The following is an 18,214-nucleotide window of genomic DNA, read 5'->3' as shown; positions in this document are numbered from 1 at the left end:
TTTATTAGATAGAGGAGAATTTGCTAGCAATGTTGAGATTGTAGAAAGTGCGACATATGAAAGAGAAAAAATAGCAGAAAAATTATTGTATTTAAAGAGAGATCTTACTGATGAAACTAAGGATAGATATTTAGCGATTCTTAATGATATAAAAGGAAGAGGCTTCCCAGATGAAAAAGAAAATCTCGGGAAAAAACTTGAAGATAAAAATTTTATAAATAAACTTAGAAAAGAATACGAGGTATTTTTAGAAGAATATAAGATTAATCCTGATATTTTAAGATTTCATCATTATAAATTATCTAGAATGTACAATGATATCAATGATCTAGAAATAGAAAGAAAATTATATAGGTCAAATTTAAAGGATATTGCACCTATTCAGAGTTTTATAACACAAGATGAGATAGATGAAAACTTAAAAAGAGGAAGTGGGTTTTCTGATGGAAAGAAAAGAATATATGAATTTTTTACTGAAAAGCATGATTTAAAAGAACAAGCAGATTTCTTGAAAAATGAATATGGCGTAGGTGGAAGTTCTCATGCACTATCTGCTGCAAGAGAAAGTGGTGAGTGGCACGATGCGAAGGGAATAAAATATAATAAAGGTAATGCAAAAGAAATACAACTATCATGGTCCAATGTTGCAAGAAAAATTAATGACCTTATTAAAAAGAATAGATATATAGATGAAGAAAGTTTTGAAGAAAATAGGGAGAAAAAAACAGATCAGGAAATAAATAAAACAGAAAAAGAAAGCCAGGAGTATATAAATTATCAAGATGATTTACCTCCAACTGATAATGATGTATATATAGAAAGAACAAATAATAGTTCTATATATTATTATCAAGGACAGTCTGTAGCAAGTATAGGTGATGATGGAAAACTTATCATTTATGATGAATTTATACCAAACTTTTTAAAAGAAGAAATATATTCCATAGCCTTTGAAAAACAATTAGATATACCATTAGACCAGTTAGACGATGGAATTATTCTTGAGGGAATACATGACACTTTTTATATTAAAGAAAAGGAAGAAATAGAAGGAAGAGAATATTACCTTTTAGAAAGTCAAAGTCGATATGATGATATTCCAAATATTGTAGTTAATTCTAACAAAGAAGTTATAGATGATGATATAGTAAATGGGTTTGAAGAATTTAAGGAATTTTATCCTAATAAAAATAAAGAGAATATAGGTTTTGATTTAGATAGCCATATAAAAGATGATTATTGGATAATTGAGTTTAATGAGGGTTCAAGTCTAATAGAAAAAGATTATGCAGGACAAAGGCTGACTAAAGAATTATTAGATGAAATAAGGGAAATAGATGAAAAGATAAGACTTCATAATAAGACCTTAGGAGAAGATGAATATGGGCAGATGACTGATAAGTGGGAGGGGTATTCCAAATTCTATTTTAACCATATAGTAGATGGGAAAATAGTTGATCACTATAAGATAGACATAGGTGATGGAAATGAGATCAACCAAAGAGACTTTGAATTTCTTTATGAACAAATAGGAAAAAGTCAGATAGAACTTAATCAAACTATAGAAGAAAATAAGATAGATGAAAAAATAATTTCCATAGACCAAATTGAAGATAGAATTTTTGATGTATTAGTTAAGGATAAAGTTTTAGAAAATGAAATTATAAAGGCAAGAGAAAACTTAGGAAATAATACCTTAGCAAGTTTTAACTCTGTATTCCAAAGAGAATATGCAAAAATCATGAGAGAAGTTGCCGATAAGCAAGGAAATCTTCCAGATGATATGAAGTCAATAGATAAGGTTAAAGAATTAAGTCTTAGAACCCAAAATAGATATAGACAGTATTTATATAATTCACTTGAAAACAATATAGAAGATGATAAGGAGATACTCTCTATAAAAGTGGGAGATATAGTTAGAACAGAGGATAATAAATATATAAAAATAAAAGATATTTCCAGTGGATATGATAATAACCATAATCCAATAACATATTATTCATATGATGCCTATTTTGATAAGGACTTAAAACTATTTTCACATTCCTTTAAAGGAAGCTATTTAAAAGCTTTAGAAGTATTAAGAAATGAAGTAGAAGAAAAATTAACAAAAGAGATTGTAGAAGATAAATTAGCAGTAAAAGTAGGATATTATTATGCTTTAGTAGATAAAGAGAAAACAAAGGATATAGAACTAGAAGAGACAGGAATTAGAGTTTATCCAAGAAATGAAAACTCACAAGGAAAGATCTATACTTTATATAAAGGGAAATCTTTTGAAGATAGCAGAAAAATAGACAATTTGTTTGATGAAATTACTGCCAAAATGAAAGAAGTAAACCTTACAAATTTAAATGATGTATTAGAATTGGAAAGGGAAGGTTTATTTGAAATTACTGATGATAAAGTTACAAAATTTGAGGAAGGCTATGATATAGATGTTCAAAGCTTTAATCAGCAATTTCCAGATTATTATAATGATATATATGTTTTTAATAAAAATCTTGAAATCAATGGAGCATATCAAAATTTAGCACATATAAATGAAGAAAATAAAATTACTTTTAATATAAATTTATCGCAAGAAGAAAAATCAAAAATTGAAGAAATAAGAGATAAAAAAGAAGTTCTTTCCAAGTTAATAGATAAGGATATCAAAGAAAAAAGAGAATACTATTTTGATCCTCAAAATGAAGAATACTTACTACTATCAAAGAAAATAGAAGAAGGACTATTAAAAATCCCAGATAGTATTAAGGAGACAATCGATGGAAAAGAAGGCTTTGATGTAGAGCTAATCTTAGATATAAAAGAAAAAACTCTAAGACAAAATTTACGATACAATGGATATATTTTAAATTCTAATCAAGCTATAAAATATAAAAGTTATAAGGACATATTAAGTAACTTACCTTATTTACTTGATGACAAACATAGAGAAGTGCTTTTAAATGGATATTTAAATCAGCAAATAGAAAATGATAGAACAAGGCAAGAAGAAAATCCATTTAAAGAAGGTATGAGTGTTAGATACAAAGGAAAAGAATACACTATAACTGCCATTAACGATACTACAAGTCCTAAAACTATAGAACTAGAAGATAGCACAGGACTAATGAATGGCTTTATTACCGGAAGCGAAATAATTCTTTTTAATGACTACAGAAATCTTGATTTAGAAGTATATAAATCTAGTGAAAAAGAACGACAATTTATTGATAAAGAGGAACTGGTAGAACAAATCAGCTTTGAAGATATTGACAATAATAACAAAGAAGAAGTTAAAAAAGACAAAAAGACTGATAGAGAAAATATAGAAGGGGTTTCTGAAGTTTCTTTAGAAAACTATAAAATTATTAATGAAGAAGAAAACCTACCACCTTCACAGAGATTAAAAAACAACATTGAAGCTATAAATGTCTTAAAGGCTTTAGAAAAAGAAAATAGAAGTGTAAGAAAAGATGAACAGGAAATTTTGGCAAAATATATTGGCTGGGGAGGACTTTCCGATGTATTTGATGAAGAAAAGGAAGGTCAATGGCTTGATGCAAGAAACTTTTTAAAAGAAAATCTAACTGGGGAAGAATATAATAGGGCAAGAGGATCAACCCTAACAGCTTTTTATACGCCGAAAGTAGTTATAGACGCTATCTATGAAAGTCTTTCTAATCTTGGATTTGAAATAGGAAATATATTAGAACCAAGTGCTGGGACAGGGAGATTTATAGGAAATCTACCTGAAGAAATGAAAGAGTCAAACTTTTATGGAGTTGAATTAGATAGCATTAGTGGACAAATTGCCAAAGAACTTTACCCTAATTCCAATATACAAATAAAAGGATTTGAAGAAACCAATTTTTCTAATAACCTATTTGATGTGGCCATAGGAAATATTCCTTTTGGAGAATTTAAAGTAGCAGATCGTGAGTATGAAAGAAATAACTTTCTAATTCACGATTATTTTTTTGCTAAAACTTTAGATAAGGTTAGAGATGGTGGCATCATTGCCTTTATAACATCTTCAGGAACAATGGATAAAAAAAGTGAAGATGTTAGAAGATATATATCGGAAAGAGCAGAGTTCTTAGGAGCAATAAGACTACCAAATACTACATTTAAAGGGGTAGCTGGAACAGAAGTAACTTCAGATATAATCTTTTTAAAAAAGAGAAATAGGCTATTAAAGATAGATGAAGACTGGATAAAGCTAGACAAAGATGCAAAAGGACTAATATATAATAAATACTTTGTAGATAATCCTCAGATGGTAATAGGGACTATGGAAGAAATACCGTCAAGATTTGGGACAAGCCTTGCATGTATTGAAAATAAAGATATTTCTTTAGAAGAAGGACTAAAAAAAGCCATTAAAAATATTCAAGGTATGTATGAAGAAGCTCAAATAAATGATGATTTAGGAGAAGAAACAATACCAGCTGATGATAGTGTTAAAAACTATTCTTTTGCTTTAGTGGATGATGAAATATATTTTAGAGAAAATTCAATTATGCAAAGAATATCCTTAAACCAAAAGGATAAAGATAAGGTAAAAGAATATTTAAGATTAAATGAAAGTCTAAGGAAAGTTATAACCTATCAAAAAGAAGACTATTCAGATGAAGAGATAAAAAAAGAACAAGAAAATCTAAATAAGTTCTACGATGATTTCAATAGCAAACATGGAAGACTAAATTCAAAAAACAATAAAAAGTTATTTAGAGAAGATGCCAATTTTTCTTTAATTTCAACTTTGGAGAAATTAGATAAAGAAGGCAACTTTATAGGAAAATCTGATATCTTTAACAAGAGAACTATAAAAAAAGCTGTAATAATAGATCATACAGATAGGGCAATAGATGCTCTGGTACTCTCTATTAGTCAAAAAGGTAAAATAAATTTTGATTATATGGAAGAATTGACAGGAAAAACAAGAGATAAATTAATAGAAGAATTAAAGGGAGAAATATTTTTAAATTTAGATTCCTTTGAACCTAATGATATAAATCCATTTAAGTCTGCTAAGGATCTAGGAGATTTTTCAAGACCTTACGTAAGTGCTGATGAATACTTGTCAGGAAATATAAGAGATAAAATTGAAGTTGTAGACTCTTATATTAAAAACATCGAAAAAGAGTTAGGAAAGGAAGAAAATCTAGAGGATAGTAAACTCTTAAAAAAAGAATTAGAAGAGTTACATTTTCAAAAAGCAAAGCTAGTGGAAGTAATGCCTAAAGCACTAGATGCAAGTGAGATTACAGTTAGAATGGGTGCAACATGGATACCGGAACAAGATTACAAAAAATTTATGTTTGATTTGTTGAAAACACCAGTTTCATCAAGGTGGAATATAGATATTAAGTATTCTGACTTTACAGGAGAATATAGAGTTGAAGGAAAAAGCTCTGATAGGGACAATGACCTTGCTTCTTTTACCTATGGTACAAATAGGGTAAATGCCTACAAATTGATAGAAGATACTTTAAATTTAAGAGATACTAAGGTATTTGACCAAGTAGAAGACAGTGATGGAAAGAAAAAATCTGTGCTTAATCAAAAAGAAACAATGCTTGCAAGAAGTAAGCAAGAGATGATAAAAGAAGAATTTAAAAGCTGGATATTTGATGATGTGGAAAGAAGAAATAGATTAGTAGAAGATTATAACGAAAGATTCAATTCCATAAGACAAAGGGAATATGATGGATCTAATCTTACTTTTGAAGGAATGAATCCTGAAATAGAATTAAGAGCACATCAAAAAGATGCCATAGCAAGAGGTTTGTTTGGTGGAAATACTTTACTTGCCCATGAAGTAGGAGCAGGAAAAACCTTTGAAATGATAGGTATAGCCATGGAGTCAAAAAGACTTGGTATGAGTAATAAGTCAATGTTTGTTGTTCCTAACCACATTGTAGAGCAATTTGGAAGAGAATTTAATGAACTTTATCCAGGAGCTAATGTATTATGTGCTACAGAAAAAGATTTTACACCAGATAGAAGAAAAAGATTTTGTAGTCGTATTGCTACAGGAAGTTTTGATGCTGTTATTATAGGGCACAGTCAATTTGAAAAAATTCCTATATCAAAAGAAAGACAAGAATATGAATTGCAAGGTCAAATTGATGAAATCATTGACTATATAGATGAATATAAGAGAGAAAGGGATCAAAGATTTACTGTAAAGCAATTAGAAAAAACAAAGAAAAAATTAGAGACAAAGTTAGAAAAACTAAATGCTGATTATAAGAAAGATGACGTTGTAACCTTTGAGGAACTGGGAGTAGATAAGTTATTTGTAGATGAAGCCCACGCATACAAAAACCTCTATCTATTTTCTAAAATGAGGAATGTAGCAGGAATTACTTCTACAGATTCACAAAAATCATCAGATATGCTTATGAAATGCCGCTATATGGATGAAATAACTAATAATAAAGGATTAGTATTTGCCACAGGTACACCAGTAAGCAACAGTATGGCTGAACTTTATACCATGCAGAGATATTTACAGTATGATGAATTAAAAAAGATGAAATTGCAACATTTCGATTCTTGGGCGTCTACTTTTGGAGAAACAATAACGGCAATAGAATTAAATCCTGAGGGTAATGGTTATAGGAGCAAAACCAGATTTGCAAAATTTTATAATCTTCCTGAACTTATGAATACTGTAAAAGGATTTATGGATATTAAAACAGTTGATGTTTTAAATCTTCCTACACCAATTGCCCATTATGAAACTATAAAAACAAAGCCTACCGAAGAACAAAAAGAAATTCTTGAAACTTTTTCCGAGAGAGCAGATAAGGTTCGTGATAAGCAGGTAGATGCAAGTGTTGATAATATGCTTTTGATTACAAATGACGGAAAGAAAATGGCACTTGACCAAAGGTTAATCAATCCTTTACTTTCTGATGATCCTAATAGTAAGGTGAATACCTGTATAAAAAATGTATTTAGCATTTGGGATAAATATAAAGATAAAAAATCTGCTCAATTAATATTTTGTGATATGTCTACACCAAGTAATGATTTTAATATCTATGATGATATTAAAACAAAACTTATAGATATGGGAGTACCTGAAAATGAAATAGAATTTATTCATAAGGCAAAAAACAATATGGAAAAAGACGCTATCTTTGATAAGGTAAGAAAAGGAGAAATAAGAGTCTTACTTGGTTCAACACAGAAAATGGGAGCAGGTACTAATGCCCAAGACAAACTAATTGCAATTCACGATCTTGATATACCATGGAGACCTGCTGATCTTTCTCAAAGGGCAGGCAGGATTGTTAGGCAGGGAAATGAGAATAAGGAAGTCCATATATTTAGATATGTAACAGAAAATACTTTTGATGCCTACCTATTCCAAACCTTAGAGAATAAACAAAAATATATTTCCCAAATTATGACGTCAAAGACTCCTGTAAGAGTTGCAGAAGATGTAGACGAAGCCACATTAAACTATGCCGAAATCAAAGCTCTTGCAACAGGAAATCCATTAATAAAGGAGAAGATGGACCTTGATGTTGAAGTTTCTAAACTTAAAATGCTAGAGTCCAATTTTAAATCAAATCTTTACAAGCTGGAAGATAAAGTAGTTAAATTTTATCCAAAGGAAATAGAAAGATTAAAAGAAAGGATAGAGAACTTAAAGGAAGATATTAAAAATGTTGAGCCTTATAGAGAAGTAGATAAAAATTTAAAAGAAGATAATAAATTTACCTCTCTAATTATTGACGGAAAGAAGTATATAGATAAGAAAATAGCTGGAGAGTTTTTGTTGAACAAAATTAAGGGAGTTAAAATATATAGGGAAATGGATAAAGATGGAGAAAAAATAGGTGAATATAGAAATTTTGATTTATCCATAAAATATGATTCTTTTTTCAATAAATATAACTTTATATTAAAAGGTAAGGGAGAATATAGAGGAGAGTTTGGAACAGATGGAATAGGTAATATAACAAGAATGGATAATGTATTAGATAAATTACCAGAAAGATTAGAAAATACAATTTCAAAACTAAAAGATACAGAAGAGCAATTTCAAACAACCAAAATTGAAATACAAAAGACATTTCCACAAGCTGAACTTTTAAAGGATAAGACACTAAGACTTGCAGAAGTAAATAATTTACTAGATATGGGAAAAAGTGAAAATATAAGCCAAGATAATCCATTACTAGAAGAAGTAAAGGAAGAATTGATAGACTTCCTTAACAGAGAATATGATGAAGAAAACAGGTTAGAGGACTTTGATACTATATTTCCTGACTTAACAGATATAGGAATAGCTTATACAACTACACCAGATGAAAAACATGAAATACAAGTAAGTTTAGATTTAATAAATTACAAGATGAACACCTATGTAGATAAGAACCTAATTGACAGCTTTCAATACACCTATGATCCCTTAGATGCAAGTGATTTAAAAGAGCTAGTACAGATAAAGACATCTATTGGCTTTTGGAATTTTAGTGAGCTTGTATCAGTAAATGAAGAAAAACTGAGAGAAGTAATGGGACTTGAAATAGATGATGATGGCAACTTCTATGATCCATTATCTAAAGATATGGATTTAGATGGAATAATAGATAGAAATGATGCTGACTTTAGAGATAGTAAAGTGCAGGAAATAGGAGATTTTGAAAGGAAAGAAAAAACATCTATTATGGATAAATTAAAGGAATATAAGGGAAATTTAGTAGTAAATAATAATATAAAAGAAATAAATAATAGTGAACCATGTGGCAGATAAAACTTTAAATGAGATTATTAGAGGACAAAGAATATGGAATTTGATAGAGATAGATTTAATGAATTTATTCGAGAAAATTTTTCTTTTGATGGTAATACTCAGAGAATAATCAACAATATAGTTGAATATGGAATTAAAAATTTTGCCGATTCAGAAGATAAATTAGTTGAATTTATTCAGACTACAATCGATGATCCAACAGTTGAAGAAATAAAACAATTTATTATTAGTGATGGAAAGGAAGAAGAAATAAAAGATTTAACAGATAAGAAAGATAAAAATAGAAATGGAGGAATAAAAATGAATATAAAAAAGGGAAATGTAATTGAAACTGAATTTGGAGACACTATGGTATTGGATGTGAAAGATAATCAAGCTACCTTATTTGACGGGAAGCAATTTATTTTAGCCACAGGAGTAGAGTTTAACAAAGAAAGTGGAAAGTATGAATGGGATTCTGTTAGATACGCAAGTGATATAAAAACAATAGCAAATATGGAAAATACAAATTTTGAAAGCATGAAAAATACAATAGATTTTTTAGCAGAATATAATCATAAAGAATTTGTAAAAGGTATTATATCTCTTGAAACAGGAGTAGAAAATGAAAATGTTCTTAATAATGCCTATGATAATTATATGAACGATTCAGTTATGGGGCTTATTGATGAAAAGTTTATTGAATATATAGACGAAGAAGAGTTAAAAGAAAATTTAGAAGTTAATCAAGAACAAGGAGATAAAGAAATGAAAGATATAGATAATAAAGAAAAGGATACATTAAATATAGATGGAAATATAGCAACTGATATAGAAATTAAAGATTTAAAATCAAAAGATGGAAGGGACTTTAAAGTAGCCTCCTTTTCTATTGCTGAAAATGACAAGGAAGGAAATGCAAAATTCATCAGCTGCTACGCCTATAATGACAAAATCAATCAAGTAAAAAATTTGAAAAAAGGAGATTTTGTACACCTATTTGGAAAAGAAAAGAAAAGTATGGGAAAGGATAATAAGGAATACACAAGTCTAAAAGTATACTCTGCAAAGTTATTAAAAGCTAAAGAGCATACTAAAGCAAAAGCATCAACAATAGGGAAATTAAAGGAATTTAAGACTAAAGGGAATATGAAAGTGGATGAAAAGAAGAAAAAGGATAATAGCATAGAAAGGTAAAAGATTATAGGGGGCAGGTTTTAGTCTGCTTACTGTATTGTATGATGGGGCAAGTTCCAATACTGGGGTGAAAGTCCCTAAACAGCGTATTTGTCGACGAATTCCATAGCAATCCTGAAATTTCACATGGAGATATGTGGAAGAGAGGAACGACCTGACTTGATGAACATGAATATGATATTAAGGTTGGTTAGATATGTAGATTACAGTATACTAACAGTAGCAAACAGAGTAATGGTTTTAGTAACCAAATGTATAGAAAAGAAGTTAGGATTAAAATAAATGCAACAAAATTCAAAGTTATTAAACCAACCAAGCTAAAATGTTTTGGATTTGAAGTCTGAAAAAGAAAAGACGATTAGAAGGCTAGAACAGACGAAAACTTTTTAAAAGATATAGTATATGTGATGACAGCAAAGACAATCTATTATCAATATAGTAGATATAGATATTGAAATGAGATAAAGAATAATGGTATACTTATTTATAAGTAGACATTTATAAACAACGAAAGAAATGTATATTAAATCAAAAATTATAGATTTAAGAAATTTAGAAAGATAGATTTAATTCATTAAAAGGATGTTGTATTGTTCTTCTTGATTCTTTTACTTAAAAAATTTCTTTATTTTTTTAAAGTTGTTTTGACAAAAGTGATAGATTTAAAATGGAGGAAATTTAGTTATGAATTACTCAGTATTAGTAGTAGAAGATGATGAAAGTATTTTAGATTTAATAGAGATATATCTAGAAAATGAAAATTATATTATAAAAAAGGCAACATGTTCAGAGGAAGCAATTAGATATATTAAGGAAGAAGAATTTGATTTAGCGATTTTAGATATTATGTTACCTGATAAAGATGGATATTATTTATGCAAAAAGATTAGAGAGTCTTTTAATTATCCAATTATTATGCTTACATCAAAAGATGATGAGTCAAGTAAAATTAAGGGCTTAACCTTTGGAGCGGATGATTATGTAACTAAACCATTTTTACCTGGAGAGTTAGTTGCTAGAGTAAAGGCTCAATTAAGAAGATACAATAATTATAATTTAAAAACTAAAGAAGGTACAGGAAATATTTTAACTTATCAAAATGTGGATTTAAATATCAAATCAAGAGAAGTTTTAGTTGATGGACAGGAAATTGATTTAACTCCTATTGAATTTATTATTTTAAAATCATTACTAGAGAAAAAATCTGAAGTACTAGGATCCGAAGATTTATTCTATAAAATATATCCGGATGAATATTATATAAAAAATAATACGGTTTCAGTTCATATTAGACATATTAGGGAAAAGTTAGGAGTGCAAAACAATATAATAACAACTGTATGGGGAGTTGGGTATAAAATTGGATAAAGATCAATATTTTAAAGATATACTAAAAAAAATAGTAATAAAAATTATGGTATTTTTATTTATTCTAATGAGTTGTATGCTTGCAATAGATAGCAATATTTTTAGATTTAATAATGAAATACACGAATTTTTTGTTAATAGATTGGATCTGATTTTTTTTGTTATTTTATTATTGGGGATATTAATTATTATAATAAAAGAATTTTCAAAATTAGAGAAAGATTATATTGACTTATGCAAAAAAATAGACGATTTGGATGAGAATATTGTTAGTTTCCCGACTCCTTATAAAACTTTAGAAGATTCCATAAATAGATTAAAATTTAAACAAAAAGAGATAGAATATACGCTTAAAAAAAGAGAAAATGAAGATAATGATTTAATCACCTACTTAGCACATGACTTAAGAACTCCTTTGACATCTATCATTGGATATTTATCAATGCTCGATGAAATGAAAGACTTGCCTAATAAGCAAAGAGAGAAATATATTAGACAATTATTAGAAATAGCATTAGGATTAGAAGATCTTATAAACCAATTTTTTGAAATTGCTAGATTAAATAATGGTGAATTTAGTATTCATAAAGAAAAAATTGATTTAGAATATTTTTTAATACAATTAAAAGATGAGCTTTATCCTATGATGAAAGAGAATAATCATAAGATAAATATCTCAAGTGAAGGCTCAATATTTGTAAATGTCGATCCAAATAAAATGAAAAGAGCCTTAGAGAATATTTTAAAAAATGCAATCTTATATTCTTATGCAAATACAGAGATAAAAGTTAAAATATATCAAACGTATAAGTGTGTAATATTAAAAATTATTAACAAGGCCGATACACTAGAAGAAGCGCAGATAAGAAATATGTTTAACAAATTTACTAGATTAAATCTAGCAAGAAATTCAAAAAAAGTGGGATCTGGCTTAGGTTTACCTATCGCAAAAGAAATTATTGAATTACATGAGGGTAAGATAGAGGTAGAAAGTTCTAATAATGAAGTTATTGTCATTGTAAGATTAAAAAATAAATGAGGATTACACCTTAATTATGTATAAAACTACATAATTAAGGTGTTTTTTTATTTTTTAAAAATTAATGAAATCTTAAGAATTAATCAATAGAATATTAAAACACTTTTTTATTGTATCAATTAAAATAAAATCATAGAGGAGTAAAATTTTTATCACTAACATGAAGATGTATTTTTTACTTTTTAATAAGGAAGCATAAAAGATAAGGGAGGTAGTTTAGTGGAATTAGAGATTAAAAACGTAAGTAAGAAATTTAAAGATAAATTAGCGGTTGATAATGCATCAGCTACGTTATGTCCAGGTGTTTGGGGACTCTTAGGTGCAAATGGTGCTGGGAAAACAACTTTAATAAAAATGATCACTGGAATTAGTACACCGAGTCAAGGCGAAATTTTATATAATGGGGAAAGAATCAACAAATTAGGAGAAGAATATAGGAATTTGTTAGGGTTTTTACCTCAAGAATTTATTTGTGCTCCAGAGTTTACTGTAAATTCATTTTTACAATATGTAGCTGCTTTAAAAGGTATAGACAAGAGCAAAACAGAAGAAATGATTGATAAACTCCTAGAAGTATTAAACTTATCTGATGTCAAGTACAAAAAAGTAGTAAAGCTTTCAGGAGGAATGAGAAGGAGAGTAGGAATATGTCAAGCTATTTTAAATGATCCTAAAATATTAATTTTAGATGAACCAACAGCAGGACTTGATCCTGGTGAGAGAATAAAATTAAGAAATTTTATCACGGAAATATCAAAAAATAAAATAGTTTTGCTTTCGACTCATATAGTCTCTGATATTGAATATATATCAACATCAAATTTAATTATGAAAGATGGTAAATTTGTATATTCTGGAACAACTGATGAACTGATATCTAAAATTAAGAATAAGGTATACGAAGCATCTATATCAAATAGAGAATATGCAGAAAAAGAAACACAATTGAATGTTGTTAATGTAAAACAACAAGATGATGGAAACGTACTCATTAGATACATATCAGATAAAGATGATGTTTTAAATAATTCTAAATTAACAAAAGCTCATCTAGAAGACTTCTATTTATGGGTCTTTCCAGAAGATAGAAGTTTTAAGGTGAATTAAAATGAAAATTTACTTAAATGAGATAAAGAGGATTTTATCAATAAGATCAAATCAAATTATAATATTGTTTTCATTACTACTTGCTATATTGCTTTCCATAGCTCCAATTAATTTTACAAAAATTACCTATGGAGAAGGAGATCAAGTAAAAAATTTAAAAGGAAAAGAAGCAATAGAATATATTAAAAAAGCTAAAGAGCCTTATTCAGGAAAGATAACAGAAGATTTAATTTATAATGGCACAAAAAAATATAGAGAAATACTAAGAGAATATAATGTTACTGATAGGTCTGAATTAAAACCTGAAATTAATACAAAGAAGCTTATGCCTATAGAACATATAAGTAAGAAAGTAAATGAAGTATTCACTGATTCTCAAAGTAATAACCTTCCTCCAGTTTTAAGCATAGATATCAATGATACCAAATATTTTTACAATAAAGTATTTGATTATCTAAATAAAGTAATTGAAAATGAATATCCTAATAAAGCTCAGAATCAAATTATAGAAAAATCTGAAAAAGAACTGGGTAAAATAAAGACTCCATATGAATATTATGGATATTATAGTACAGATGCAAATGATTATAGAGGATTTTATAATACGATAATAATAATTTTAATGGTTGTAGTAGCAGCTCCAATATTCTCGTCAGATAGTGAGAATGATTTAGATTATATATTTAAAACAACTAAATATGGGAGAAGGAAGTTTGCCATCTATAAAATCCTAGCAATACTTACGATTTCGGTATTAACTTTGCTCTTAGGAAACTTCATACAAGGCTCTATATTAGACTATGCTTTTGGAACAGAGTATAAAAAGACTTCTGTTCAGATGATGTTTAGTGCTTTAAGTTTGCATAATTGGAACTTTGGACAGTTTAATAAATATATGCTTATTTGTAATAGTATCATATTGATTTCAACCATTCTTGCTACACTAATTATTTCTGTATTAAGTAAAAGAAAAGTTGAATCCATAATGAAATCAATTTTATTAGCAGTATTTCCAACAATAATTTCTCCTATTGGTATGATTAGTGCTATAAACTATATTTTTCCATCTTCAGGAGTAGGACTACTCAATTCATTACAAAATCAAATAGCTGATTTTAATTTTGTAAATGTTTTTGGAAATTGGATGAGTTCATCAAGTCTTATAATGATATCAGCTGTAATATATATTATTATTTTACCAAGTTTAGTAGTAATGATGTATTCAAAAATTGGAGGTAATTATGGACTTAATAACCCTAGAAGCAGAAAAATATAATAATAAAGAAAACATTACCTTAAACATGGTAATCGAAGGACCTGATTATGAGGATAAGTATGATAAGATACAAGTTTATTTAAATGAATGCGATTGGTTGCCTAAGAATATAAACATATTAACATCTTCCATAGATTATGGACCACATGAAAGCATATATACAAGACCACAATCTTATGAAGAAAGAATGATTTTAAAAGATTATTATGATGATTCAATTTTATCGTGGGATGAAAAAAATAAAATAAGGAGAATATAGAACTGGTAACAGAGTTCGCGCTTTAAAAACTCCAAGAGCATCATAATTAATGATGAATTATAGAGGCTCACACTATATAGAAATTTTAGTCTATATTTTGTGGGCTTCTATATTAATTATAAATAATAAGACTAGTTTGCTTTGTCAAAGCTGTAAGGGAGGTATAGTTTATAGATTATGAATATATATATACAGGAACTTAAAAGATTTTTATTTAAAAAATCGGTAAGAGTCTTTTTGGGCATGGGTTTAGTTTTTACTTTTTTGATATCATTTATAACTTATGTAAGTATACAATATGATGATATAAGTTCTGGAGATACAATTACCTATTTTGGAAAAGAGGCTATAGAACACTTTAATGAGGATAGTAAAGATTCTATAGGTTATTTGACAGAAGAAAAAATAACTAAAGTAGTAAAATCTTATAAAGAAATATTAAATAATGAAAATGTAAACAGTAGAGAAAACTTATCAGAGGATGCTAAAAAAAATATATCGAAATTTGATCCTATATTAAGAGTAATAACATACCCATATACAATTACAACATCTGGAAGTTTACTTGATGTAAACGAACTTGATACAGAAAAAGATTTAAATTTTTATCAAAGTTGTAATGATGCGTTGAAAAAAGACATAGAACAGAAATATAACAACGACAAGATAACAGAATTTGCTCTAAAAAAATATGAAGAGGTTAATAAACCATATTATTATGCAGGGTATTTTAGTGAAGATACACTATTTTTCGTAAATATATTTGTAACAGTATTATCATTAATATGTATATTGATTTCATCACAATGCATTGTTGAAGATAAAGAAAATTACCTAGATTCAATTTTTAGAACAACTAGAAATGGAAGAAATAAATATATTTGCAGCAAGATACTTGCCTTAGCAAGTATTATATCGCTTTATTTGATATTAAATATATCTATTTATTATGGCACTATTAAATATATTTACACTAGTGGTTTAGACTCATCTTTTCAAATGTTACTATTTAATCAACTGTCAATATCTAATTTAACTATAGGTAAAGTTATATTAAGTGTATTTTTGTTAAGTATATTATTTACTATTGCAAGTTCAATGATGTCAATATTTGTCGCTATAAATTCAAAAGTTTCTATGGTTTCAACAGCCATATCGTGTGCTTTATTTTTTATTCCATCATTATTGTATGGAAAAACTGAGTTTAAATCAATATTTTATTTTTTGCCGTCTTTGGGATTAGGTACTGCAGAAAATAGCTTAATTGAACAGTATCAAAAATTTGAATTTGTTAAGTTGCCAGGTAAAATTTTATGGGTTCCAAAGTTTCTAGTAATAATGGCTTTAATTAATATTGCTCTGTATTTATTGCTAAGTATAAAATCATATAACAAAATAGAGCAATAAATATTTTAATGGGAAGTAGAGGATAAATATATGGGTAAGGATAAAATAAATCATCTTGAATGTATAAAAATAGCATTCAAGATGATTTATGAAGTAGATAAAAATTCTTTTGCGATTACTATAATATTGTCAATTGTAAGTGGTGTTTTTCCGTTTTTAGTTCTTAAATTAGGACAAACAATAATTAATATAATTCAAATTCATTCCACTAGATTTGATAATATTATAATACTTATACTTATATATTTATCTTTACAATTTATATCTGTAATAGTAGATAATATTAAAAACTACTATTTACAAAGGTTAAGTAATGAAGTTACTTATTCTTCCATGAGGAAAGTAATGGGAAAATGTGCTGATTTGCCTTTAAAAAAATTTGAAGATAATAAAACTTACGATATTTTGAACAGAATAGAGCAAGATGCTACATTAAAGCCATATGAAATATTGATGTCAGTTATTAATTTGCTTTTTAATTTAACGCAAACTATTATAGCTATGTATGTATTAATTAAATGGAATTATTTTTTGGTTATTCTTTTGTTTGCAGTTACCATAATATCAGTGTTTGGAGAAATAAAAATAGGTAAATTAGAATTTAATATAAGAAATAGAAGAAGTACTTTAGAGAGGAAAAGTTGGTATTATTCTTTTTTATTAACTCACGATATTGCTTTTAAGGAGATAAAAACTTTTAGGTTAAAAAATTATTTTATTAGTAAGTATAAAGAAATTACAGATACTATTATTAATCAAAATAATAGCATTGAAAAATTGAAAGCTTTATTAATAATTGTTATAAATTTTTTTCAAGTTCTTATTAATTTATATATTTTTAAAGAACTTGCATTTAAAACGTATAATGGAGAATTTTTAATTGGAACTGCTATGGTGTACATAAGCACAATTGTTATATTTCAAGGTTCTCTAAATGAAACAGGAACCAGTGTATACAATATTATTAATTCAAATTTATATATAAATTTACTTAAAGAGTTTCTTGAATTTAAAACTGACGATTTAAAAGTAGAGACAAAAACTATACTAAGATCAATAAAAGACATTAATGTAATATCGTTATCTAATATAAACTTTTCTTATGATGATAATAGTTTAGCTCTGCAAGACATTTCTTTAAAGATAAAAAAAGGAGAATCCATTGCAATAATTGGGGAAAATGGTTCAGGAAAAAGTACACTTCTAAAAATTTTAGCTGGATTGTATAGTCCAGATTCAGGTGTGTTTTTAATTAATGGGATGAAATTTGATGATATTGAAATAGAATCTTATAGAACACAGATTAGTTCATTATTTCAAGATTATTTGAAATATGAGGGGACAATAAAAGAGAATATTATATTAGGGCAAATTGATAGAAATGAAGACGACTGTTCGATTCTAACAGCATTAAATAGTGCTGATGCAAAATTTTTAAAAAATGATGGTAAATATAATATTAATAAAGTAGTAGGTAATTGGTTTGAAAATGGGCAGGAACTTTCAGGCGGACAATGGCAAAAAATTGCAATAGCACGAACTATGTATAGAAAATCAAGTCTATTGTTATTTGATGAGCCAAGCTCGTCATTAGACATAATTTCTGAAAAAATCATATTTGATAATATTTTAAATAATTCGAATGATAAGATTATTATATATATCACCCATAGGATAAGATGTGCGATGAATTCTGATAGAATTATTGTGATGGATAATGGAAAAATAGTAGGTGATGGGAGTCACGATGATTTAATTGAAAACTGTAATAGATATAAGTTAATGTATAATAAGGAATTTAAGTGACTTTAATAGATT

At 27.5% G+C, this 18,214-nt stretch carries 9 protein-coding genes; all 9 read left to right on the top strand.

Annotated elements, in window-relative coordinates:
• The first annotated feature begins 307 nt into the window (after positions 1-307).
• The 9 genes from PTSHG_RS02065 to PTSHG_RS02025 all read left to right on the top strand — a co-directional run bounded on the left by PTSHG_RS02065 (position 308) and on the right by PTSHG_RS02025 (position 18,202).
• Positions 308-8,764, top strand: coding sequence for a helicase-like domain-containing protein (locus tag PTSHG_RS02065; RefSeq protein ID WP_392392321.1), 8,457 nt, complete (start codon positions 308-310; stop codon positions 8,762-8,764).
• Positions 8,765-8,797: 33 nt separating this feature from the next.
• Entirely contained in the window at positions 8,798-9,940 is a 1,143-nt protein-coding gene (locus PTSHG_RS02060; protein ID WP_019107253.1) for a transposase, read from the top strand.
• Between the two features lie 684 nt (positions 9,941-10,624).
• Positions 10,625-11,308: a response regulator transcription factor gene (locus PTSHG_RS02055; protein WP_019107252.1), complete on the top strand. Its 684-nt coding sequence runs from the start codon at positions 10,625-10,627 to the stop codon at positions 11,306-11,308.
• Entirely contained in the window at positions 11,301-12,347 is a 1,047-nt protein-coding gene (locus PTSHG_RS02050) for a sensor histidine kinase (protein WP_022620841.1), read from the top strand. The genes PTSHG_RS02055 and PTSHG_RS02050 overlap by 8 nt, the downstream gene beginning before the upstream one ends.
• A 219-nt stretch (positions 12,348-12,566) precedes the next feature.
• Positions 12,567-13,454 (top strand): ABC transporter ATP-binding protein, encoded by an 888-nt coding sequence (locus PTSHG_RS02045; RefSeq protein WP_012797171.1) that lies wholly within the window; start codon positions 12,567-12,569, stop codon positions 13,452-13,454.
• Between the two features lies 1 nt (position 13,455).
• The gene (locus PTSHG_RS02040; protein ID WP_019107250.1) at positions 13,456-14,730 is read left to right on the top strand and encodes an ABC transporter permease; all 1,275 of its coding nucleotides are present in this window, start codon (positions 13,456-13,458) and stop codon (positions 14,728-14,730) included.
• Positions 14,696-14,989, top strand: coding sequence for a hypothetical protein (locus tag PTSHG_RS02035; protein ID WP_019107249.1), 294 nt, complete (start codon positions 14,696-14,698; stop codon positions 14,987-14,989). Before PTSHG_RS02040 ends, PTSHG_RS02035 begins: the two co-directional genes overlap by 35 nt.
• 177 nt (positions 14,990-15,166) lie before the next feature.
• The gene (locus PTSHG_RS02030; protein WP_019107248.1) at positions 15,167-16,396 is read left to right on the top strand and encodes an ABC transporter permease; all 1,230 of its coding nucleotides are present in this window, start codon (positions 15,167-15,169) and stop codon (positions 16,394-16,396) included.
• Between the two features lie 30 nt (positions 16,397-16,426).
• Positions 16,427-18,202: an ABC transporter ATP-binding protein gene (locus tag PTSHG_RS02025; RefSeq protein WP_019107247.1), complete on the top strand. Its 1,776-nt coding sequence runs from the start codon at positions 16,427-16,429 to the stop codon at positions 18,200-18,202.
• The last annotated feature ends 12 nt before the right edge of the window (positions 18,203-18,214 follow it).

It is taken from the genome of Peptoniphilus senegalensis JC140 (assembly GCF_000321025.1).
In the GTDB taxonomy this organism is placed as follows: domain Bacteria; phylum Bacillota; class Clostridia; order Tissierellales; family Peptoniphilaceae; genus Peptoniphilus_A; species Peptoniphilus_A senegalensis.
Note: the sequence above shows the minus strand (reverse complement) of the source record. Positions and strands in the feature narration are given on the sequence as shown.